20 protein-coding genes are annotated in these 20,485 nt (G+C 64.4%); 7 read left to right on the forward strand and 13 right to left on the reverse strand.

Going from position 1 to position 20,485, the window contains the following annotated elements:
- Nucleotides 1–11 precede the first annotated feature (11 nt).
- The 8 genes from AAFM31_RS04510 to AAFM31_RS04545 all read right to left on the reverse strand — a co-directional run bounded on the left by AAFM31_RS04510 (nucleotide 12) and on the right by AAFM31_RS04545 (nucleotide 7,970).
- Nucleotides 12–1,619 (reverse strand): carboxyl transferase domain-containing protein, encoded by a 1,608-nt coding sequence (locus tag AAFM31_RS04510; protein WP_341706719.1) that lies wholly within the window; start codon nucleotides 1,617–1,619, stop codon nucleotides 12–14.
- A 24-nt stretch (nucleotides 1,620–1,643) separates the two neighbouring features.
- The gene (locus AAFM31_RS04515) at nucleotides 1,644–2,807 is read right to left on the reverse strand and encodes an isovaleryl-CoA dehydrogenase (RefSeq protein WP_341706720.1); all 1,164 of its coding nucleotides are present in this window, start codon (nucleotides 2,805–2,807) and stop codon (nucleotides 1,644–1,646) included.
- 51 nt (nucleotides 2,808–2,858) lie between these two features.
- Nucleotides 2,859–3,236: a MerR family DNA-binding transcriptional regulator gene (locus AAFM31_RS04520; RefSeq protein WP_083728790.1), complete on the reverse strand. Its 378-nt coding sequence runs from the start codon at nucleotides 3,234–3,236 to the stop codon at nucleotides 2,859–2,861.
- Nucleotides 3,237–3,362: 126 nt separating this feature from the next.
- Nucleotides 3,363–4,217, reverse strand: coding sequence for a DMT family transporter (locus tag AAFM31_RS04525; RefSeq protein WP_341706721.1), 855 nt, complete (start codon nucleotides 4,215–4,217; stop codon nucleotides 3,363–3,365).
- Nucleotides 4,218–4,298: 81 nt separating this feature from the next.
- The gene (locus tag AAFM31_RS04530; protein ID WP_341706722.1) at nucleotides 4,299–4,448 is read right to left on the reverse strand and encodes a hypothetical protein; all 150 of its coding nucleotides are present in this window, start codon (nucleotides 4,446–4,448) and stop codon (nucleotides 4,299–4,301) included.
- A gap of 551 nt (nucleotides 4,449–4,999) precedes the next feature.
- A complete protein-coding gene (locus AAFM31_RS04535; protein ID WP_341706723.1) occupies nucleotides 5,000–6,010 on the reverse strand; it encodes a zinc-binding alcohol dehydrogenase family protein in 1,011 nt (336 codons plus the stop codon).
- 2 nt (nucleotides 6,011–6,012) lie between these two features.
- Nucleotides 6,013–7,077, reverse strand: a complete 1,065-nt coding sequence (locus AAFM31_RS04540; protein WP_341706724.1) for an aminopeptidase — start codon at nucleotides 7,075–7,077, stop codon at nucleotides 6,013–6,015.
- Entirely contained in the window at nucleotides 7,074–7,970 is an 897-nt protein-coding gene (locus AAFM31_RS04545) for a LysR family transcriptional regulator (protein WP_341706725.1), read from the reverse strand. The genes AAFM31_RS04540 and AAFM31_RS04545 overlap by 4 nt, the downstream gene beginning before the upstream one ends.
- Nucleotides 7,971–8,067: 97 nt before the next feature.
- On the opposite strand from AAFM31_RS04545, the gene trpB reads away from it, so the two are divergent.
- Together trpB and trpA are read left to right on the forward strand one after the other, a co-directional pair.
- Entirely contained in the window at nucleotides 8,068–9,276 is a 1,209-nt protein-coding gene (gene trpB / locus AAFM31_RS04550) for a tryptophan synthase subunit beta (RefSeq protein ID WP_341706726.1), read from the forward strand.
- Nucleotides 9,273–10,064: a tryptophan synthase subunit alpha gene (gene trpA, locus AAFM31_RS04555; protein ID WP_341706727.1), complete on the forward strand. Its 792-nt coding sequence runs from the start codon at nucleotides 9,273–9,275 to the stop codon at nucleotides 10,062–10,064. Before trpB ends, trpA begins: the two co-directional genes overlap by 4 nt.
- Here the strand turns inward: trpA and aroE are convergent.
- From aroE to AAFM31_RS04580, 5 genes are all read right to left on the reverse strand, one after another.
- The gene (aroE, locus tag AAFM31_RS04560; protein ID WP_341706728.1) at nucleotides 10,055–10,867 is read right to left on the reverse strand and encodes a shikimate dehydrogenase; all 813 of its coding nucleotides are present in this window, start codon (nucleotides 10,865–10,867) and stop codon (nucleotides 10,055–10,057) included. The genes trpA and aroE overlap by 10 nt on opposite strands.
- Nucleotides 10,867–11,802: an oxygen-dependent coproporphyrinogen oxidase gene (gene hemF / locus AAFM31_RS04565; RefSeq protein ID WP_341706729.1), complete on the reverse strand. Its 936-nt coding sequence runs from the start codon at nucleotides 11,800–11,802 to the stop codon at nucleotides 10,867–10,869. The genes aroE and hemF overlap by 1 nt, the downstream gene beginning before the upstream one ends.
- Nucleotides 11,803–11,822: 20 nt before the next feature.
- The gene (locus tag AAFM31_RS04570; RefSeq protein ID WP_341706730.1) at nucleotides 11,823–12,380 is read right to left on the reverse strand and encodes an L-threonylcarbamoyladenylate synthase; all 558 of its coding nucleotides are present in this window, start codon (nucleotides 12,378–12,380) and stop codon (nucleotides 11,823–11,825) included.
- A gap of 54 nt (nucleotides 12,381–12,434) precedes the next feature.
- On the reverse strand, nucleotides 12,435–13,547 hold the full coding sequence (gene dprA, locus AAFM31_RS04575) for a DNA-processing protein DprA (RefSeq protein ID WP_341706731.1): 1,113 nt from the start codon (nucleotides 13,545–13,547) through the stop codon (nucleotides 12,435–12,437).
- Nucleotides 13,548–13,626: 79 nt separating this feature from the next.
- Nucleotides 13,627–14,652 carry a LysM peptidoglycan-binding domain-containing protein gene (locus tag AAFM31_RS04580; protein WP_341706732.1) on the reverse strand — a complete coding sequence of 342 codons (1,026 nt, stop codon included), beginning with the start codon at nucleotides 14,650–14,652 and terminating at the stop codon, nucleotides 13,627–13,629.
- A gap of 141 nt (nucleotides 14,653–14,793) precedes the next feature.
- Between AAFM31_RS04580 and def the strand changes: the two genes are divergently transcribed.
- The 5 genes from def to AAFM31_RS04605 are packed head-to-tail and all read left to right on the forward strand — an operon-like array spanning nucleotide 14,794 to nucleotide 20,478.
- A complete protein-coding gene (def, locus tag AAFM31_RS04585) occupies nucleotides 14,794–15,306 on the forward strand; it encodes a peptide deformylase (protein WP_341706733.1) in 513 nt (170 codons plus the stop codon).
- A 55-nt stretch (nucleotides 15,307–15,361) separates the two neighbouring features.
- A complete protein-coding gene (gene fmt / locus AAFM31_RS04590; RefSeq protein WP_341706734.1) occupies nucleotides 15,362–16,315 on the forward strand; it encodes a methionyl-tRNA formyltransferase in 954 nt (317 codons plus the stop codon).
- Nucleotides 16,312–17,646: a 16S rRNA (cytosine(967)-C(5))-methyltransferase RsmB gene (gene rsmB / locus AAFM31_RS04595; RefSeq protein ID WP_341706735.1), complete on the forward strand. Its 1,335-nt coding sequence runs from the start codon at nucleotides 16,312–16,314 to the stop codon at nucleotides 17,644–17,646. The genes fmt and rsmB overlap by 4 nt, the downstream gene beginning before the upstream one ends.
- The gene (trkA, locus tag AAFM31_RS04600) at nucleotides 17,643–19,016 is read left to right on the forward strand and encodes a Trk system potassium transporter TrkA (RefSeq protein WP_341706736.1); all 1,374 of its coding nucleotides are present in this window, start codon (nucleotides 17,643–17,645) and stop codon (nucleotides 19,014–19,016) included. The genes rsmB and trkA overlap by 4 nt, the downstream gene beginning before the upstream one ends.
- A 13-nt stretch (nucleotides 19,017–19,029) precedes the next feature.
- Nucleotides 19,030–20,478 carry a TrkH family potassium uptake protein gene (locus AAFM31_RS04605; RefSeq protein WP_341706737.1) on the forward strand — a complete coding sequence of 483 codons (1,449 nt, stop codon included), beginning with the start codon at nucleotides 19,030–19,032 and terminating at the stop codon, nucleotides 20,476–20,478.
- Nucleotides 20,479–20,485: the final 7 nt, after the last annotated feature.

Here is a 20,485-nt window from a genome sequence, read left to right on the forward strand (position 1 = left end):
TTGCCCGCAGGCTACATGCGGAACACGCCGAAGCGGGTCGCTTCGATCGGTGCGTTGAGTGCGGCGGAAATCGCCAGTCCGAGTACATCACGGGTCTGCGCCGGGTCGATCACGCCGTCGTCCCACAGGCGGGCGCTGGCGTAGTAGGGGTGGCCCTGACGTTCGTACTGATCGAGGATCGGACGGCGCAGGGCCTCGGCCTGCTCGGCGCTGAACTGCTCGCCACTGCGCTCGGCCTGCTCCTGCTTGACCTGCACCAGCACGCCCGCGGCCTGTTCGGCGCCCATCACCGAGATGCGCGCATTCGGCCACATCCACAAGAAGCGCGGATCGTAGGCGCGGCCGCACATGCCGTAGTTACCGGCGCCAAAACTGCCGCCGATGATCACCGTGAACTTGGGCACCCGGGCACAGGCCACCGCGGTCACCAGCTTGGCGCCGTGCTTGGCGATGCCGCCTTCCTCGTATTTTTTGCCGACCATAAAACCGGTGATGTTCTGCAGGAACAGCAGCGGGATGCCGCGCTGACAGGCCAGTTCGATAAAGTGCGCGCCCTTCTGCGCGGCCTCGGAAAACAGAATGCCGCTGTTGGCCAGAATTGCCACCGGGTAGCCGTGCAGGTGCGCAAACCCGCAGACCAGCGTGGTGCCGAACAGCGCCTTGAACTCATCGAAGGCGCTGTCGTCGACCAGCCGCGCAATCACCTCGCGCACGTCGAACGGCTGCTTGCTGTCAGCCGGAATCACCCCGTACAGCTCCTCAACCGGATAGCGTGGCGGCAGTACCGGGCGTCTGTTCAGCTCGCCCTGCTTGTGCCAGTTCAGATTGGCGATGCAGCGGCGGGCCAGAGCCAGCGCGTGTTCGTCATTCTCGGCGTAATGGTCGGCCACCCCGGAGGTGCGGCAGTGCACATCGGCACCGCCCAGCGCCTCGGCGCTGACCACCTCGCCGGTCGCGGCTTTCACCAGCGGCGGCCCGGCGAGGAAGATGGTCGCCTGCTCGCGCACCATGATGGTCTCGTCAGCCATCGCCGGCACGTAGGCGCCGCCGGCGGTGCACGAGCCCATCACCACGGCGATCTGCGGAATGCCCGCGGCGCTCATGTTGGCCTGATTGAAGAAGATCCGCCCAAAGTGCTCACGGTCCGGGAACACCTCGTCCTGGCGTGGCAAGTTGGCGCCACCGGAGTCGACCAGATAGACGCAGGGCAGGCGGTTCTCGCGGGCGATGGTTTGCGCCCGCAGGTGCTTCTTCACGCTCAGCGGATAGTAGGACCCCCCCTTCACCGTGGCGTCATTGGCGATGATCATGCATTCAACGCCTTCGATCCGACCGATACCGGCGATCACCCCAGCGGCTGGCACCGACTCGCCATAGACCTCATGGGCGGCCAGCTGACCAATTTCCAGAAAGGCTGAACCGGGGTCGAGCAGGGCGTCCACGCGCTGACGCGGCAGCAGCTTGCCACGCGCCAGATGTCGCGCATTGGCCGCCTCGCCACCGCCCTGGGCGATGCTTGCCAACAGGGTCTTGAGGTCATCCACCAGCGCGCGCATGGCATCGGCATTGGCGTGGAACGCGGGGCTGCCCGCGCTCAGTTGAGTGGTCAGCACAGCCATGCGAAGTCTCCCTTGGCGCGGCGCTCAGCGGGTTTCATTGAACAGCTCCCGACCGATCAGCATGCGTCGAATCTCGCTGGTGCCGGCACCGATCTCGTACAGCTTGGCGTCGCGCAGCAGGCGGCCGGTGGGGTAATCGTTGATGTAACCGTTGCCGCCGAGAATCTGGATCGCGTCCAGCGTCATCTGCGTCGCACGCTCGGCGGTGTAGAGAATTACCCCGGCGGCGTCCTTGCGCGTGGTCTCGCCACGGTCGCAGGCCTGCGCCACGGCGTAGAGGTAAGCGCGGCTGGCGTTCAGCTGGGTGTACATGTCGGCGACCTTGCCCTGGATCAGCTGGAACTCGCCGATGCTCTGGCCGAATTGCTGACGGTCGTGGATATAGGGCACCACCACGTCCATGCAGCTCTGCATGATCCCGGTCGGGCCGCCGGAGAGCACCACCCGCTCGTAATCCAGCCCGCTCATCAGCACCTTCACGCCGCCGTTGTACTGGCCGAGGATGTTCTCGACCGGCACCTCGACGTTGTCGAACACCAGCTCACAGGTGTTCGAGCCGCGCATGCCGAGCTTGTCCAGCTTGGGGCTGCGGGAGAAACCGGCCCAGTCGCGCTCGACGATAAAGGCGGTGATGCCGTGGGGGCCAAGCTCCGGTTCGGTCTTGGCGTAAATGACGTAAACGTGCGCGTCCGGGCCGTTAGTGATCCACATCTTGCTGCCATTGAGCACGAAGTGATCGCCCCGGCGCTCGGCCCGCAGCTTCATGCTGACCACATCGGAACCGGCGTTCGGCTCACTCATCGCCAGCGCCCCGATATGCTCACCGCTGATCAGCTTGGGCAGGTATTTCGCCTTCTGCTCCGGCGTGCCGTTGCGGTTAATCTGGTTCACGCACAGGTTCGAGTGCGCTCCGTAGGACAAGCCTACCGACGCCGACCCGCGGCTGATCTCCTCCATCGCCACCACATGCGCCAGATACCCCAGCCCCGAGCCGCCATACTCCTCAGGCACGGTAATGCCCAGCAGCCCCATGTCACCAAAACGCCGCCACATCTCCTGTGGAAACTGATTCTCCCGGTCGATCTCGGCGGCGCGCGGCGCCAGCTCGGCATCAACCAGATTGCGGGTCTGCTCGCGCAGCATGTCGATGGTCTCGCCAAGACCGAAGTTCAGCGATGGGTAATGCATGGGGTCACCTGTATTTGTTTTTATCTAGGCTTTTTAAGGGGAAAAAGACGGCTAGCGGGTCTGTTCCAGCGCCGTTCGACAGCGCTCCTCCGCGGTATCCAGCTCGATCTGCATCTGCTCGATATCCAGCAACTGCTGCGCCAGCTGCGCACGGCGCTGGGTGATCTTGTCCAGAAAGGTTTCCAGCTGCTTGCGATTGCCGTGGCCCGGATCGTACAGCTCAATCAGCTCCCGACACTCCGCCAGCGAAAACCCAATGCGCTTGCCGCGCAGAATCAGCTTGAGAATCACCTTGTCCCGAGGGCTATAAACCCGCTCCTGCCCACGACGCTCGGGGCTGAGCATGTTCTGCTCCTCATAAAAACGAATCGCCCGCGTGGTGATATCCAGCTCACGGGCGAGATCGGAAATGCTGTAGGTCTGGGTCATAGGTGTCTTGGATGACTGCTTTACGTTAACGTAAAGGTAAGCCTTGAGATACAACGCCGTCAAGCAGGAGCAAGGGCACGGCATGCCGTGCCCCTACGAAAGTGATGTGTCAGCTGTGCCGAAACATCACTTCTGCCTGAACACCAACACCAATCCAGCCACAATCGCCACCATCCCCAGCAGACTCAACGCCGCCATACGATTCCCCAGAAACAGGAAATCCAGCAGCGCGGTGCAACCGGGCATGAGGTAGAACAGGCTGGTGACGTTGACCAGGTTGCCCATGCGGATCAGCCGGTACAGCAACAGGGTCGCACCAACCGAGATCAGCACGCCCATGTACAGCAGCGGCACGACAAAGCCGACGCTCCACTCCACTTCAAACGGCTGAAAGGGCGCGACCACCGCGCACATTAGCAGGCCGATGGCGTATTGCAGCGGCAGAACGTCCATGGGTGATTGCTGAATGCCCTTCTGGAAGATCGAACCCAGGGTGATGCACATCAGCGCTGCGAGCGACAGCCCGATACCCAGCAGCGAGAAGCGCGCCGCCAGCAGGCTGTCGAGCACCACCAGCGTCAGGCCTCCGAGCGCCAGCAGCAAGCCCAATACCCGCAACAGGTTGGCGCGGCGTTCGACCAGCATCAGGGTGAGGATCGGCTGCACGCCCAATACCGTTGCCAGTACCCCGGGGGTGAGCCCAGCGTCGAGCGAGAGCAGGTAGAAGATGGTGTAGCCGCCAGTCAGCAGCACCCCGACTAGCGCCACCTGCTTGCGGGTACCGCGCGCCGGCAGCCAGCGCCGCCGGGTGAGCGCCAGCAACCCGAGGGCGGCGCAGGCGAGTACAAAGCGCAACAGCAGAAAGGCAAAGGCCGAGGCGTGTTCCAGCCCCCATTTGGAGAAGATTGCGCCGGCGCTCCACAGCAGCACGAACAGCGCAGTCGGGCCAATGGCGGCCCAGTTCAAACGTTGAATAAACATATGTCACCTGTCAGGACACAGGTTCGCCCCACGGCATCACGCCAGTCAGGGAGAACAGAAAGCAGAAAAGGGGTAACGGGATCAGTGCGCCGGTGGCGGTGAAGCCACGGCAGCCACGATGGCTACGCCGGGAGGGGTGACCGGCAGGCAGGCCACGGCAGCCTGCACACGCGCAACCACACCGGCAAGCGCGGGGCGGTTTACAACAGCGGTGCTATGGGCAGTGGACATGCGGTCACTCTGGACAGGTAAAAACGAAAGGTCGCCGTTTGACGACTCGGTGAGACTAGCACTGTGATGGTGCACGGGCAAGACGGGAGGGTCGAGCTCCCGCTCGACCAGTTGACTCACCTGCCGCGCTATGGCCGAGTTGTAACTCGGCCCTCCCGAAGTGCAACGGAACCAAGCGTGAAGCCCGCACGGACCCACTCCCCGTTTACGCGGGTGAGTAGCGCAGGGCTGACGGGAAAAAGAGCCGTAGGATGTCTGAGGCGCGAAGCGCCGAGTTTTACGGCTCCCCGTCAGCCCGAGCAACGCAGCGAACCCGAAGGGCCGCGTAGTCGGGTGCCCGGGGGGATCGCCAAGGGGGGCCGGGCAAGCGGTCCCCTTTGGCTCGCCGAGAAGGCGAAAAGCGGGTTATCAGACAGTACCGAAGTGACCGGCGGGACGCAGAGCGTCCTGACAGGCGTTCCCACGCAAAGCATGGGAACGATCACCATCTGAGTCACGGGCGCGGCATGCCGCCCCCCTATGACAGCAAGAACTGACCGAAGCGCTAGCGCTCAAAACCCCTCCAACACTAATTTCCCCCGCGCCTTACCACTCTCCAGCAACGCATGCGCACGCTTGAGATTGGCCGCGTTGATCGCGCCGTAATGCTCACCCAGGGTACTGCGCAGGGTGCCGGCATCGACGAGTTCGGCGACCCGCTGCAGCAACTTGCCCTGCTCGGCCATGTCGGCGGTTTCGAACATGCTGCGGGTAAACATGAACTCCCAGTGGAAGGAGGCGCACTTGCGCTTGAGCACGCTCATATCGAGCGGGCCGAAGTCGTCGATCACACCGAGACGGCCCTGCGGGGCGATGCAGTCGCCGTATTGCGGGTAGTGCTGATCGGTGTGGGTCAGCGAGGCAATCAGTTCGACGTCTTTTAAGCCCAGCGCCTGCAATTGCGGCAGCAGCGGCTGGCTGTGGTCGATGACGTGATGCGCGCCCAAGCCCTGCACCCACTTCACGCTCTCGGCGCGGGCGGCGGTGGCGACCACGGTGAGTTTGGTCAACTGGCGAGCGAGCTGAACCAGAATCGAGCCGACGCCACCGGCAGCGCCGACCACCAGCAGGGTCTGACCTTCTCCGCCGCCTTCGCTGACACCGAGCCGGTCGAACAGCAGCTCCCAGGCGGTGATTGCAGTCAGCGGCAGGGCCGCAGCTTCGGCGGCAGACAACGACAGCGGCGCGTGGGCGGCGATGCGGGCGTCGACCAGTTGGTATTCGGCGTTGCTGCCGGGCCGCTCCAGCGCGCCGGCGTAGTAGACCCGATCACCCGCCACGAAGCCGGAAACGGCGCTGCCGCAGCTGACCACCTCACCCACCGCGTCCCAGCCGAGCACTTCGGGCGTGTCGCCGGTCGCGCCGCGACGACTGCGGATCTTGGTGTCGACCGGGTTGACCGAGATGGCGGCGACCTTGACCAGCAGGTCCTGCGGGCCGGGGGCGGGCATGGGGACGTCGAGATCGATCAGGGCATCGGTGCGGTCCAGCGGACCGGCGGTGAAATATCCCACTGCTTTCATGGTTATGGCTCCTGTACTGCGGTGTCGCACTGCGGGCAAAGGCCACGCAGCGCGGCAAGGCGCGCTTGCGGATCGAGTCTGCCTAGCTGTTCGACCCGCTGGTGAAAGTCGGCCCAGCCGCTGCTCTGCGCATACAGCGCGGCAAAGGCGGGCACCCATTGATCGTAAAGCCCAAAGGGTAGCAGGCGGGCGTTGTTGAGGTCAGCGGCAAACCAGTGGTCGAAGCGCGTGTCGCCGCCCCATTCGCTGTCGCGCAGGCTGGCGTAATCGCTGCGCAGCCGGGCGAGGATCGCGGCCTTGCCGCTGCGCTTGGCGTCGTCTGGCTGGGTGCTCTGATACAGGGCTTCCAGCTCGCTGCGAGCGGCCAGCACCAGTTGAATAAACGCCCGCTCGCGCTCGCGGCCTGTCGAGTCGTGCGCGGCTCGGCCATGCACCCTGAGCCAGTCGCGCAGGCCCTGCTGGCCGACAAAGCTGGCATAGGACTCGTTGAAGGCGGTGTCGTCCTTTACATAAAAACGCTGGTGCGCCAGCTCGTGGAACAGCATCTCGGCGAGATAGTCGTCGCTCCAGTGCAGCATGGAGCTGAACAGCGGGTCGTCGTACCAGCCGAGGGTCGAGTAGGCGGGGATGCCGGCGACATAGACCTCCTTGCCACGCGCACGCCAGTCATCGGCGGCCTGCTCGGCGCGGGCCTGGTCGAAATAGCCCTTGTAGGCGATGCAGCCGAAGAACGGGTAACAGTGCTGCACCGGCGCCAGCGACAGTTCATCGGTGACAAACAGATTCCACAGCGGGTAGGGGCCCGGCAGCGCGGCGTAGCGGGTGTAGGTGGTGTTGTCCGGCAGGGCCAGCGCCGCCACCGCGTAACGCCGAATCTGGCTGGCGGTGCGCAGGCGCTCGGCCAGTTGCGAGTCGGTCTGCGGGTCGGCAATCAGCTGCTCAATGGGCTCGGCGCGGGCCATCAGCGCACGCTGGCCCTGCCAGCTCTGATACAGATAGCCAACCGAGCTGCAGCCGGACAGCCAGAGCAGGCAGGCGCCGAGGCCAAGGGTCGCGAGGCGCTTCATGCGTCGGCCTGCTGCAGCGCCTTGCCGAGCCAGTCTGCCAGTTGCTGCGCCGGGCCCTGGGGCTGGCGTTCGGGTACCCAGAGGCCAAGCTGGTGGCGGGTTTCGACAAAGCCCCAGGGCGCGAGCAGGCGGCCGGCGGCGATGTCGTCAGCAACCAGCAGCTGCGGCGCGATGGCCACGCCAAGGCCGGAGAGCGCCGCTTCCAGCAGATAGTAGAGGTGCTCAAAGCCCTGACCGGTGCGCAATTGCGCCGCGTCCAGCCCCTGCCGCTCGGCCCAGTCACGCCAGGCACCGGGGCGCGAGCGGGTGTGCAGCAGGGCTTCACCAAGCAGCACCTCGGCCGGTTGATCGAGCAGGCGCGCAGCACCCGCGTAACGCGGGCTGAGCACCGGGCCGATGCGCTCCTGACGCAGCGGATACACCCGCATGTCGGCCGGCCACGGCGGCTCAGCGTAGAGCAGGGTGGCGCTGACACCGGGGCGGCGCGGGTCGAGTTCACCTTCCGAGGCAGACAGGTGCAGGTTCAGCTCGGGCAGCTCGGCGTTCAACCGGTCCAGCCGCGGGATAAACCAGCGGGCCAGCAGGCTGCCCGGACAGGCCAGCAGAAAGGGCGCCTGTTGCTGATCCTGACGCAGCGCCGTGCACGCCTCGCGCAGACCGCCAAAGGCATCCCGGCAGGCATCGCGCAGCTGACGGCCGGCCGGGGTCAGGCTGATGCCGCGCCCAGCCTTGCTGAACAGGGCGACGCCGAGTTCGTCTTCGAGCTGACGAATCTGCCGGCTGACAGCGCCGTGGGTGACGTGCAGTTCGCTTGCCGCCTGACTCACGCTTTCCAGCCGAGCTGCTGCTTCAAAGGCACGCAGGGCATTCAGTGAGGGAAGATCTCTGGCCATGGGACTTGTCACTTTTTCTCACAGGTTGCGGCCATCTTATCGATTTTTTCTGCACCCTGCCTGCCCTAATCTGCGTCCATCGTTCAGGAGGTATTCCATGCCCAATCATAATTATCGCCGTGAAGCCGACGCGCTCGGTCAGTTCGGCCAGTTTGGCGGCCGCTTTGTGGCCGAGTCGCTGATGCCGCTGGTGCTGCAACTGGAGCAGGCCTACAACGAAGCCCGCGCCGAGCCCGCCTTTATTGCCGAGCTGGACCGCTTCAACGCCGAGTTCATCGGCCGCCCCAGCCCGCTGTATTTCGCCGAACGGCTGACCGAGCAGTACGGCGGCGCGAAGATCTTCTTCAAGCGCGAGGAGCTGAACCACACCGGCGCGCACAAGATCAACAACTGCATCGGCCAGGCCCTGCTGGCCCGCCGCATGGGCAAGCAGCGGATCATCGCCGAGACCGGCGCCGGCATGCACGGCGTGGCCACCGCCACCGTCTGCGCGCGCTTTGGCCTGCAGTGCGTGGTCTACATGGGCGCGACCGACATCCACCGTCAGCGTGACAACGTCGCCCGCATGCGCCTGCTGGGCGCCGAGATCGTCCCCGTGACCTCCGGCACCGGCACCCTCAAGGACGCCATGAACGAGGCGCTGCGCGACTGGGTGACCAACGTCGACAACACCTTCTACATGATCGGCACCGTGGCCGGCCCGCACCCCTACCCAACGCTGGTACGCGACTTTCAGGCGATCATCGGCCGTGAGGCGCATCAGCAGATGCTGGAACGCGAGGGCCGTCTGCCCGATAGCCTGGTCGCCTGTATCGGCGGTGGCTCGAACGCCATGGGCCTGTTCCATCCGTTCCTCGATTACCCCGAGGTGCAGATAGTCGGCGTGGAAGCGGCCGGTCACGGCATCGACACCGGTAAGCACGCCGCCAGCCTGAAGGGCGGCACGCCCGGCGTGCTGCACGGCAACCGCACCTACCTGCTGCAAGACGGTGACGGTCAGATCGCCGACGCCCACTCGATCTCCGCCGGTCTGGACTACCCCGGCATTGGCCCCGAACACGCCTGGTTGCACGAGCAGGGCCGCATCGAATACGTCGCGGTAACCGATCAGCAGGCGCTGGACGCCTTCCACAACTGCTGCCGCACCGAAGGCATTATCCCGGCGCTGGAAACCTCGCACGCGCTGGCCGAAGTGGCGCGCCGCGCGCCGACGCTGCCAAAGGATCACCTGATGGTGGTCTGCCTGTCCGGCCGTGGCGACAAGGATATGCCGACCATTCTGGGTCTGATGGAGGAAGGAAAATGAGCCGTCTGGAAACCCGCTTTGCCGACTGCGCCCGTGACAACCGCGCGGCCCTGGTGACCTACATCTGCGCCGGTGATCCGGACTTCGATACCAGTCTGGAACTGCTGCAGGGCCTGCCCGCCGCAGGCGCCGATATCATCGAACTGGGCATGCCGTTCAGCGACCCGACCGCCGACGGCCCGACCATTCAGGCCGCGGCCCTGCGCGCCCTGCAGGGTGGGCAGAATCAGCAGCGCACGCTGGAGCTGGTGCGCCGTTTCCGCGAACAGAACCAGAGCACGCCGCTGGTGCTGATGGGTTACTACAACCCGATCCATCGCTACGGCGGTGCGGACTTTATTCGTGACGCCGCAGAGGCCGGTGTGGACGCCCTGCTGGTGGTCGACCTGCCGCCCGAGCACGACAACGAACTGGGCCCGACAGCGCGCGACGCCGGTCTGCAGATGATTCGTCTGGCAACGCCAACCACTGACGCCCAGCGCCTGCCCAGAGTGCTGGAGCACGCCAGCGGCTTTCTCTACTACGTCTCGCACAACGGCGTCACCGGCGTCGGCGCAGCGGATCACACCGCGGTGGCGCAGGCATTGGAAGGCATTCGCGCGCAGGGCAGTGTGCCGATCTGCGTTGGCTTTGGCGTGCGCCGGGCCGAGCAGGCAGCGCCGCTGGCGCAGGTCGCCGATGGGGTGGTGGTGGGTTCAGCGCTGATCGAGGCGCTGCAGCAGGGCGGCGTGGCAGCGGCGCTCGGGCTGACTGCCGAGTTGGCCGCTGCAATGCCGCGTCAGGCCTGACGTAACGCGGCCAGCACCGGCGCAGTGTCCGGACGGACGCCGCGCCACAGGGCAAAGGCCTCGGCGGCCTGCTCCACCAGCATGCCGAGGCCATCGATGCAGCGCGCCGCGCCGCGCTCTCGGGCCCAGCGGTTGAACGGGGTCTCTTCGGCGCCGTACATCATGTCATAGCACCAGGTGTGGCCGGGCTTGATCAGGCTGTCGGGAATAGGCGGCAGTTCACCGGCCAGACTCGCCGACGTCGCATTGATGATCAGGTCTACCGGCTCGACCAGCCATTGCAGGCCGGCAGCGGCGATCGGCCCCTGATCGACAAACAGCGCCGCCAGCTCTTCCGCCTTGCTGACCGTGCGGTTGATCACGCACAGGTGCGCCGGCTCCGCCGCCAACAGCGGTTGAATCACCCCACGGGCGGCGCCACCGGCACCGACCAGCAACACGCTCAGCCCCTTCAGCGACAAGCCCGAATTAACCTCGATGTCACGCACCAGCCCCTTGCCGTCGGTGTTGTCACCGAGCAGGCTGCCGTCCTCGCGACGCAGGATGGTGTTGACTGCACCGGCGCGCTCGGCCGCCGGGGTGTGTTCATCGACCAGCGCCCAGGCCTGCTCCTTGAATGGCACGGTCACATTGACGCCACGGCCCTCGCGCAGAAAGTCGCGCACCGTGCCGATAAAGTTGTCGAGTGGCGCCAGCAGCTTGCCGTACTCCAGCTGCTGACCGGTCTGCTCGGCGAACATGGCATGGATCAGCGGCGACTTGCTGTGCTCGATCGGGTTGCCGACAACGGCGTAACGGTCCATCAGGCGTCTCCTGCCAGCCAGTCACGCGGGGAGAGGTAGCGCTCGGTCAGCTCGGCTTCCGGGCTGCCCGGCTCGGGCTGCCAGTTGTAGCCCCAGCGCACGGTCGGCGGCAGCGACATCAGGATCGACTCGGTGCGCCCGCCGGTCTGCAGACCGAACAGGGTGCCGCGGTCGTAAACCAGGTTGAACTCGACGTAGCGGCCACGACGGAATTCCTGGAACTGCTTCTGTTCGGCGCTATAGGCGCTGTTACGGCGGCGCTCGAGAATCGGCAGATAGGCCTCAAGATAGGCGTCTCCGATGGCGCGCAAGAAGGCAAAGCTGCGCTCAAAACCCCATTCGTTCAGGTCATCGAAGAACAGGCCACCAATGCCACGGGCCTCGCCACGGTGCTTGAGGTAGAAATACTCGTCGCACCATTTCTTGAAGCGCGGGTACACATCATCACCAAAGGGCGCGCAGGCGTCGCGGGCCACTCGGTGCCAGTGCACGCAGTCTTCCTCATTGGCGTAGTAAGGGGTCAGATCGAAGCCGCCGCCGAACCACCAGACCGGATCGGCGCCGTCTTTCTCGGCGATAAAGAACCGCACGTTGGCGTGGGACGTCGGCACGAAAGGGTTTTCCGGGTGCATCACCAGCGACACGCCCATGGCCTGAAAATGCCGGCCAGCCAGCTCGGGGCGATGCGCGGTAGCGGACGGCGGCATGCCGTCGCCAAACACGTGGGAGAAGCCGACGCCGCCCTTTTCCAGCAACGCGCCCTCGGTGATGATCCGCGAGCGGCCACCACCGCCACCGGGCCGCTCCCAGGCGTCCTCGATGAACTGCTCACGGCCGTCGGCCGCCGCCAGGGCGGCGCAGATACGGTCCTGCAGATCCATCAGATAGGCTTTTACCGCGGCAACATCGGCGGCGCTGGGTTGGTCCTGTTTCACGTGGATTCTCTCCGGGCGGCTCAGGCGCCGCGTATGACTTGGTCAGTTTGCAGATCGCGAATGATACTGGGATTACGCGCGCCACCCAACGCACCGGGGACGATGGCGTCCAGTTCGCCATGAAAATACTGCTCGACCCGCAGGCGCGAACGCGCCGCCGGACGCCCGCCCGGGTTGGCCGACGTCGATACCAGCGGCCCAGCGGCAGCGCACAACTGGCGCACGATCGGGTGGGTGGTCACCCGCAGCGCCACGGTGTCGTGCACACCGGTGATCCACTCAGGCAGGCGGCCCTGATGCGGCACTAGCCAGGTATTCGGGCCCGGCCAGGACAGGCGCAGCTTGGCCAGCTGGGCGTCCGGCAGGTCCCAAAGCAGGAAGTCGAACTGCTCGATCTCGCCGGCGATCAGAATCAGCCCCTTATGGACCGGGCGCTGCTTGAGGTCGAGCAGGCGCTCTACCGCCGAGCCGTTCCACGGATTGCAGCCCAGCCCCCAGACGCCTTCAGTCGGATAGGCAATCACGCCGCCTGCCTGCAGCAGGCGATTCAGACGAGTAATGCGCCAGTTTGCCAGCATGTGAACTCCACCTTGATTGATTGCCTGCGACAGTAGCCGAGCCCGGCGCGGCACTCAAGGCTGACGGCGACAATATCCCGCTGGCCCCACCAGCACCTGCCCGGCCAACTCCAGCTCCAGCAACTGCTGCAACACCTCCGGCATGCTGATGCCCGAGTGCTGGGCCAGCCAATCAGGGCTGACCGGGTCGCAGCCCAGCCAACGCCAGAGTGGGGTATCCGGGGCGCTCTGCACACTGTCTTCTGGCTCCTCCAGCGCCGCCGTCAGCGGCAGCCGCAGTGCATCCAGCACGTCCTGCACCTGCTCGACCAGACACGCCCCCTCGCGTAGCAACCGATGGCAACCGCGCGCCTGCACGTTATGAATCGAGCCGGGCATGGCAAACACCTCGCGGTTCTGCTCCAGTGCCATGCGCGCGGTGATCAGCGAGCCACTGTTGAGGCTGGCCTCGACTACCAGCGTGCCCAGACTCAGGCCACTGATAATCCGATTCCGGCGCGGAAACTGGGCCGGATGCGGCTCACTGTCCGGCCATAGCTCCGAGACCAGCGCGCCGCCGGTATCGACAATCGCCTCGGCCAGTTTGCGGTGGCGACGCGGATAGCAACGCTCAAGACCGGTGCCCCACACGGCGACCGTCTGTCCGCCGTCGTCCAGTGCGCCCTGATGGCAGGCACCGTCGACCCCCAACGCCATGCCGCTGGTCACGGTCAGACCGGCGCGGCAGAACTCGCGGGCAAAGCGTCGGGCGGTCTCTGCGCCCAGCGGGCTCGGATGACGGGTGCCAACCATGGCGATCTGCGGATCGTGCAGTACCTCGACCCGACCTCGCACAAACAGCACCGGCGGCGGATCGCTGATGGCCGCCAGCAGCGGTGGGTAGTCCGCCTCATCCAGATACAGCAGACGGCAGCCTTCCTGCTGCTGCCAGTCGAGCGCCAGGGCAAACCGCTCGCGCAGCAGCGGGTCACCCTCGCGCCAGCAGCGCAGGCTGGCCAACACCGTCGGAGGGACGCCAAGGCCGGCCAGTGCGGCAAGGTCGGCGGACATGAAATCAAGCGGGGAGAGGGCATGCGAGCGCAAGCGCTGGAAAAAGCGGGGGCCGACGCCGTCAAGCAGCATCAACTCCAACCAGGCCTGCCGCTCGGCGGACAGGTCGGTAACCATGGATCATCCCTGATCTGCAAAAAGCCAACAGCTTAAACAACAAAGCCGCCCGAAGGCGGCCTTGTCACTGCGTTTTTGCTCAGGGATTGCGGACCTGATCAAGAATCGCCATCTGGCGGCTGGCTTGCAGCACGATGCCATAGCTCATCTTGTTATAGACGCGGAACACCATCAGCAGACCAGCACGCTCGGCGGGCAGCTGCACGCGCTCGTTGCGCACGCGGTCACGGACGACTTCGCCGGTCTTGTAGATCGCCAGCACGTTGCCAACGGCCAGACCGTCGCGCTCACCCTTGTCCAACAACACCACATCGTACTGACCGATCTGGGTCACGCCGTTCGGCACGTCCATGATCAGGCCGTCGATCTGCTGGCTCGGCTCGCTGGGGAAGAAGGTAGATGCGACCGGACGCTCCTCCGATTCCAGCAGGCGGTCGTTGACCAGCACTTCCTGGCGGCTGCGAGTGACATGCACTGTGGCGATGTCACCTTCGACTGCCGCGACGTTGCCGTTGCCGATTTCCTGCAGGTGGATACCCAGCAGTTCGCCGGTTTCGGGATTAACGTAGGTCTTGCCGCGACGGTAGATGTCATAGGCTGGCAGGTTGCGAGAGAAGTCGCCGCGCGCATAGACCTTGTTGCCCGCGCCCAGCACCACGCTCTCGGCCTCACCACCAATGATGTAAGGCGCCATCTCGATAGCGGCTTCATCTTCAACTACCCGGCCTGCGCGCAGGAACGAGTTGATCGCATCCAGCGGAATCGCCGGAATGGCTTCTGCAATCGGCTTGACCCGGGCCTGCGGCGACAGCTTGATGTTGCCACCCGCGCCACGGTTGACCATCAGCCGCGGCTGACCGTCGATGTAAACCAGAGAAATGATATCGCCCGGATAGATCAGGTGGGGGTTAGCGATCTGCGGGTTGGCGTGCCAGATTTCCGGCCATTTCCAGGGCAGATTGAGAAAACGCCCGGAGATATCCCAGAGGGTGTCGCCCTTGACCACGGTGTAGCTGTCGGGGTGGTCTTCCCTGAGAACAGGTTCCTGCGCCTGCACCCATACGCTCGCCGCGAGCAACACGAGGCCGAGTAGTGTTTTCCTCATGACACGAATCCCTTTATTATAGAGGCCAGCATCTAGGTCTGACGACGTGCTCCCACACGCTAGACCCGCTTTATTTCCAAGCTGCTCATAATCTTAGCAGCACAATTTAGATTTGTTCCAGACAAAGCGGTACAAACCCCTATGGCTATTCTGAACATTCTGGAATTCCCCGACCCGCGACTGCGCACCGTAGCCAAACCGGTGGTAGCAGTGGACGCGAGAATCCAGCAACTTGTCGATGACATGTTCGAGACCATGTACGACGCACCCGGCATCGGCCTTGCTGCTACACAGGTCAACGTGCACGAACGGGTCGTGGTTATCGACATCTCCGAAGACAAGTCCGAGCCGCGCGTTTTCATCAATCCCGAGCTGGAACCGCTGACCGAGGATCTCGAACAGATGCAGGAGGGCTGTCTGTCCGTTCCTGGCTTCTATGAAAACGTCGAGCGCCCGGAGCGCGTCAGAGTCAAGGCACTGGATCGTGACGGCAACCCGTTTGACGAGATCTACGATGGGTTGCTGGCCGTCTGCATCCAGCACGAATGCGACCACCTGAACGGTAAGCTGTTTGTGGATTACCTGTCCAACCTCAAGCGTGACCGCATTCGCAAGAAATTGGAGAAAATCCATCGCAGCCAGGCAAACGCCTGATTTGTCAGCGAAATAACAAGGCTTGCTTCGGCAAGCCTTTTCTTTACGGACTCCCATGAAGCCGACCGACCTACGTATCGTTTTTGCCGGAACACCGGAATTTGCCGCCGCCCATCTACAGGCGCTGATTGATGCCGGCCTGAATATCGTGGCCGTCTATACCCAGCCGGACCGCCCCGCTGGCCGCGGCCAGAAGCTGACGATGAGTGCGGTCAAGACACTCGCGCTTGAGCATGGCCTGCCGGTAATGCAACCTGAACGTCTGCGCGAAGCCGCAGATCAGCAGGCGCTGGCCGAGCTCAAGCCCGATCTGCTGGTGGTGGTCGCCTATGGTCTGATCCTGCCGCAGGCGGTGCTAGATATTCCTCGCCTTGGCTGCATCAACAGCCACGCCTCGCTGCTGCCGCGCTGGCGCGGAGCGGCGCCGATTCAGCGCGCCATCGAGGCGGGTGACCACGAAACCGGCGTGACGGTAATGCAAATGGAGGCCGGACTGGACACCGGCCCGATGCTGCTGAAGGTCACCACCCCGATCAGCAGCGAAGACACGGGCGGCAGTTTGCACGACCGGCTGGCCGAACTGGGCCCACCCGCGGTAATCCAGGCAATCGAAGGTCTGGCTGTCGGTACCCTGCAAGGCGAAGTGCAGGACGACGCGTTGGCCACCTATGCACACAAGCTGAACAAGCAGGTTTCAGCGATTGACTGGCAGCGCCCGGCCAGCGAGCTGGACTGCCTGATCCGCGCCTTCAACCCATGGCCTCTGGCCCACGCCCAACTCGACGGTAAGCCGCTCAAGGTCTGGGCCGCGGAGGTTGGCGAAGGGCACGGCGCACCCGGCCAGGTGCTGGCTTGCGAGAAACAGGGTCTGCTGGTGGCCTGCGGCACCGGCGCGCTGCGTCTGACCCGTCTGCAGTTACCGGGTGGCAAGCCGCTGGCCTTTGCCGATCTGTACAACTCCCGTCGCGACCAGTTCGCGCCCGGCCTGACACTGGGTAACGGTCAGTGAATGCCCGCGCGGCAGCGGCCCGCGCTCTGACAGCCGTGCTGGCGGGCAAGGCGTCGCTCGGCGGCAGCCTGCCAGCCCAGCTGAAGGCGGTCGCACCGCGGGATCAGGGGCTGGTACAGGAGCTGGCCTTCGGCACCGCGCGTTGGTACAACCGCCTTGAAGGCCTGGCCCGTGAGCTGCTGAATAAGCCGATGAAGCCGACTGATCAGGATCTGCACGCACTGCTGCTGGTCGGCCTCTACCAATTGCTGTACCTGCGCATTCCGGCGCACGCAGCGATTGCCGAAACCGTCAACGCCGCCGTCAGCCTCGACAAGCCGTGGGCCAAAGGCCTGCTCAACGCGGTACTGCGCCGCGTGCAACGCGAGGGCGACACGCTGCTGGCTACGGTCGACAAGTCTCCCTCTCAGCAATGCGCGCACCCCGGCTGGCTGTACAAGCGCCTGCAACGCGCCTGGCCCGATCAGCTCAATGCGATCACCGGCGCCAACAACCTGCATCCGCCGATGACCCTGCGGGTCAATCAACGGCGACTGAGCCGCGACGCCTATCTGCAGCAATTGACCGACGCCGGTATCCAGGCCAGCGCCTGCCCGTTCAGCACCGTCGGCATCCAACTGACCAGCCCCTGCGACGTGATCGCGCTGCCCGGTTTTGCCGACGGACTGGTCAGCGTGCAGGACGAAGCAGCACAGCTGGCCGCCCCGCTGCTGGACCTCAAACCGGGCTTGCGGGTACTGGACGCCTGCTGCGCACCCGGCGGCAAGACCTGTCAGATTCTTGAGCAGCAGCCGGATCTCGCCGAAGTGGTGGCGCTGGACCTGGAACCGGCGCGGCTGAAGCGCGTCGAGGAGAACCTCCAACGTCTGCAGCTGAACGCCCGACTGATCGCCGCCGACGGCCGCGCTGTCGATCAATGGTGGGACGGCACGCCCTTCCAGCGTATCCTGCTGGACGCTCCGTGCTCTGCTACCGGGGTAATACGTCGCCACCCGGACATCAAGCTGACCCGCAAGTCAGCCGATATAGCGCCATTGGCAGCGCTGCAGGGTGAGCTGCTGGACGCACTCTGGCCTACGCTGGAGGTGGGCGGCATTCTGGTTTACGCCACCTGCTCGGTGCTGCCGGACGAAAATACCCGCGTGATCGAGGCGTTCCTCGCCCGCGAGCCGGGCGCACGCCTGCTGGACATCAGCGGCGACTACGGCATTGCCCAACCCTGCGGCCGCCAGCTGCTGCCGCAGGCCGATGGCCACGACGGCTTTTATCTGGCCCGCCTGATCAAGCTCAGTGCCAGCCCGCAACAGAAGAACAGGGAGTCTGCGGCATGAAGATCATCATCCTTGGTGCCGGTCAGGTCGGCGGCAGTCTGGCAGCGCAGCTGGCCAGCGAAGCCAACGACATCACCGTGATCGACACCGACACCGCGCGCCTGCGCGAGCTGGGCGATCGCCTGGATATCCGCACGGTACAGGGCAAGGGCTCCTTCCCGACCGTGCTGCGTCAGGCCGGTGCCGATGATGCCGACATGCTGATTGCGGTCACCAGCAGCGACGAAACCAACATGATCGCCTGCCAGGTGGCCTACACCCTGTTCCGTACCCCGACCAAGATTGCCCGGGTACGCGAATCGGCCTATCTGACCCGTGGCGGGCTGTTCCACAACGAAGCGGTGCCGATCGACGTGCTGATCAGCCCCGAACAGGTGGTCACCAATTACGTCAAACGCCTGATCGAAAACCCAGGCGCGCTGCAGGTGCTCGACTTCGCCGAGGGCAAGGCCCAGCTGGTGGCGGTGCGCGCCTACTACGGCGGCCCGCTGGTCGGCCAGGAGCTGCGTTTCCTGCGCCAGCACATGCCCGGTGTCGACACCCGGGTGGCGGCGATCTTCCGCAAGGACCGTCCGATCATTCCCAAGGGCGACACCATCATCGAGGCCGACGACGAGGTGTTTTTCATCGCCGCCAGCCGCGATATCCGCGCGGTGATGAGCGAGCTGCGCCGGGTCGAGAAGACCCACAAGCGGGTGGTCATTGCCGGCGGTGGCAACATCGGTGAACGGCTGGCCGAGGCCATCGAGAGCCGCTACCAAGTCAAGATCATCGAAGCCAGCAAGGCCCGCGCAGACTACCTGTCGCAGAACCTCGACCGCACCGTAGTGCTGCACGGCAGCGCGTCAGACCGCGAGCTGCTGATCGAAGAGAACATCGAAGACGTCGATATCTTCTGTGCCATCACCAACGACGACGAGGCCAACATCATGTCGTCGATGCTGGCCAAGCGCTTGGGCGCACGCAAGGTAATGACACTGATCAACAACCCGGCCTATGTCGATCTGGTGCAGGGTGGCGAGATCGACATCGCCATTTCACCCTCACAGGCCACCATCGGTACTCTGCTGACCCACGTTCGGCGCGGCGATATCGTCAACGTCTACTCGCTGCGCCGTGGCGCGGCCGAGGCGATTGAGGCGGTTGCCCACGGCGACGCGCGCTCGTCAAAGGTCGTCGGCAAGTCGATTGGTCAGATTGATCTGCCACCGGGTACGACCATCGGCGCCATCGTTCGCGACGACGAAGTGCTGATTGCCCACGACTCGACCGTGATCGAATCCGATGATCATGTCATCCTGTTCGTGATCGACAAGAAATACATCCGCGATGTGGAGCGTCTGTTCCAGGTCGGCCTGACCTTCTTCTGAGGCGATCCGCACCATGCAGTATCCACAGATACAGCGCATCATCGGCATTTTGCTGATGCTCTTCTCGACCAGCATGCTGCCGGCGGCGGCGGTCGGCTGGTATTACCACGAGGAGGCGATGCATGCCTTCCTCGGCAGCTTTGTGATCACCCTGCTGGCCGGCGCATTGATCTGGCTGCCGGTGCGCGGGCGCCGGAACGAACTGCGCACCCGCGACGGCTACCTGATTACCGTTCTGTTCTGGCTGGTTCTCGGTCTGTTCGGTGCGGTGCCGTTGTGGTTGCTGGATACCCCGGACCTGACCGTTGCTGACGCCGTATTCGAATCGTTTTCTGGCTTGACCACCACCGGCGCCACGGTCATAACCGGCCTGGATACCTTGCCACGTGCCCTGTTGTACTACCGCCAGCAACTGCAATGGTTCGGTGGCATGGGGATCATCGTGCTGGCAGTGGCGATTCTGCCGATGCTGGGCGTCGGCGGCATGCAGCTGTACCGCGCCGAGATGCCGGGCCCGTTGAAGGAAAATAAACTCACCCCGCGGATCGCCGAGACCGCCAAGGTGCTCTGGTACATTTACGCCGGTCTGACCGTGGCCTGCGCGCTGGCTTACTGGGCTGCCGGCATGGATCTGTTCAACGCCATCGGCCACAGCTTTTCAACCGTCGCCATCGGCGGTTTCTCGACCCACGACGCGAGTATCGGCTATTACAACAGCCCGCTGATCGAGTCGATCTGTATCCTGTTCATGCTGATTTCCGGCATCAACTTCGCCCTGCATTTTCTCGCCTGGCGTTACCGCTCGCTGCGCAATTACTGGCAAGACCCGGAATGCCGCGCCTACGTATTGATCCTGCTGGCGCTGTTCATCATCTGTTTCGCCGTGCTGGTGCACTATCAGCACCACGATGTCTGGACCTCGGTGCGCTTCGCCGCGTTCGAGACGGTATCGATTGCCACCACTACCGGCTTCGGGGTTACCGACTTCTCCAGCTGGCCAACCCTGTTGCCGTACCTGCTGCTGTACGCCAGTTTTATCGGCGCCTGCGCAGGTTCAACCGGCGGCGGCATGAAGGTGATTCGGGTGCTGCTGCTGTACAAACAGGGCTCACGGGAGATCAAACGACTGCTGCACCCGCATGGGGTGTTCCCGGTCAAACTGGGTGACAGTCCGGTACCGGATCGAGTGGTGGAGGCGGTCTGGGGCTTTTGTGCGGTGTACGTCTTCGCCTTCGCGATGCTGTTCTTGATCCTGCTGGGCACCGGTCTGGACTTCGTCACCGCCTTCTCGGCGCTGACTGCGTGCATCAACAACCTCGGCCCGGGTCTGGGCGAGGTTGCCGTTCACTACGGCAATCTGGACAGTGGCGTAAAGTGGGTACTGAGCTTCGCCATGCTGCTTGGCCGACTGGAAGTATTCACACTGCTCGTGCTGTTGTCGCCGATGTTCTGGCGCCGCTGAGGCAGGG

The sequence above is a fragment of the Halopseudomonas sp. genome, assembly GCF_038130085.1.
Taxonomy (GTDB): Bacteria; Pseudomonadota; Gammaproteobacteria; order Pseudomonadales; family Pseudomonadaceae; genus Halopseudomonas.

What these genes read in the sequence shown, in the direction of transcription:
- AAFM31_RS04530 (WP_341706722.1), bottom strand. Translation starts at nt 4,448, where the DNA reads ATGTCCACTGCCCATAGCACCGCTGTTGTAAACCGCCCCGCGCTTGCC.
- AAFM31_RS04535 (WP_341706723.1), bottom strand. Translation starts at nt 6,010, where the DNA reads ATGAAAGCAGTGGGATATTTCACCGCCGGTCCGCTGGACCGCACCGAT.
- fmt (WP_341706734.1), top strand. Translation starts at nt 15,362, where the DNA reads ATGAAGCCGACCGACCTACGTATCGTTTTTGCCGGAACACCGGAATTT.
- trkA (WP_341706736.1), top strand. Translation starts at nt 17,643, where the DNA reads ATGAAGATCATCATCCTTGGTGCCGGTCAGGTCGGCGGCAGTCTGGCA.
- AAFM31_RS04540 (WP_341706724.1), bottom strand. Translation starts at nt 7,077, where the DNA reads ATGAAGCGCCTCGCGACCCTTGGCCTCGGCGCCTGCCTGCTCTGGCTG.
- dprA (WP_341706731.1), bottom strand. Translation starts at nt 13,547, where the DNA reads ATGGTTACCGACCTGTCCGCCGAGCGGCAGGCCTGGTTGGAGTTGATG.
- AAFM31_RS04520 (WP_083728790.1), bottom strand. Translation starts at nt 3,236, where the DNA reads ATGACCCAGACCTACAGCATTTCCGATCTCGCCCGTGAGCTGGATATC.
- trpB (WP_341706726.1), top strand. Translation starts at nt 8,068, where the DNA reads ATGCCCAATCATAATTATCGCCGTGAAGCCGACGCGCTCGGTCAGTTC.
- AAFM31_RS04580 (WP_341706732.1), bottom strand. Translation starts at nt 14,652, where the DNA reads ATGAGGAAAACACTACTCGGCCTCGTGTTGCTCGCGGCGAGCGTATGG.
- aroE (WP_341706728.1), bottom strand. Translation starts at nt 10,867, where the DNA reads ATGGACCGTTACGCCGTTGTCGGCAACCCGATCGAGCACAGCAAGTCG.
- def (WP_341706733.1), top strand. Translation starts at nt 14,794, where the DNA reads ATGGCTATTCTGAACATTCTGGAATTCCCCGACCCGCGACTGCGCACC.
- AAFM31_RS04570 (WP_341706730.1), bottom strand. Translation starts at nt 12,380, where the DNA reads ATGCTGGCAAACTGGCGCATTACTCGTCTGAATCGCCTGCTGCAGGCA.
- AAFM31_RS04515 (WP_341706720.1), bottom strand. Translation starts at nt 2,807, where the DNA reads ATGCATTACCCATCGCTGAACTTCGGTCTTGGCGAGACCATCGACATG.
- AAFM31_RS04525 (WP_341706721.1), bottom strand. Translation starts at nt 4,217, where the DNA reads ATGTTTATTCAACGTTTGAACTGGGCCGCCATTGGCCCGACTGCGCTG.
- AAFM31_RS04605 (WP_341706737.1), top strand. Translation starts at nt 19,030, where the DNA reads ATGCAGTATCCACAGATACAGCGCATCATCGGCATTTTGCTGATGCTC.
- trpA (WP_341706727.1), top strand. Translation starts at nt 9,273, where the DNA reads ATGAGCCGTCTGGAAACCCGCTTTGCCGACTGCGCCCGTGACAACCGC.
- AAFM31_RS04510 (WP_341706719.1), bottom strand. Translation starts at nt 1,619, where the DNA reads ATGGCTGTGCTGACCACTCAACTGAGCGCGGGCAGCCCCGCGTTCCAC.
- AAFM31_RS04545 (WP_341706725.1), bottom strand. Translation starts at nt 7,970, where the DNA reads ATGGCCAGAGATCTTCCCTCACTGAATGCCCTGCGTGCCTTTGAAGCA.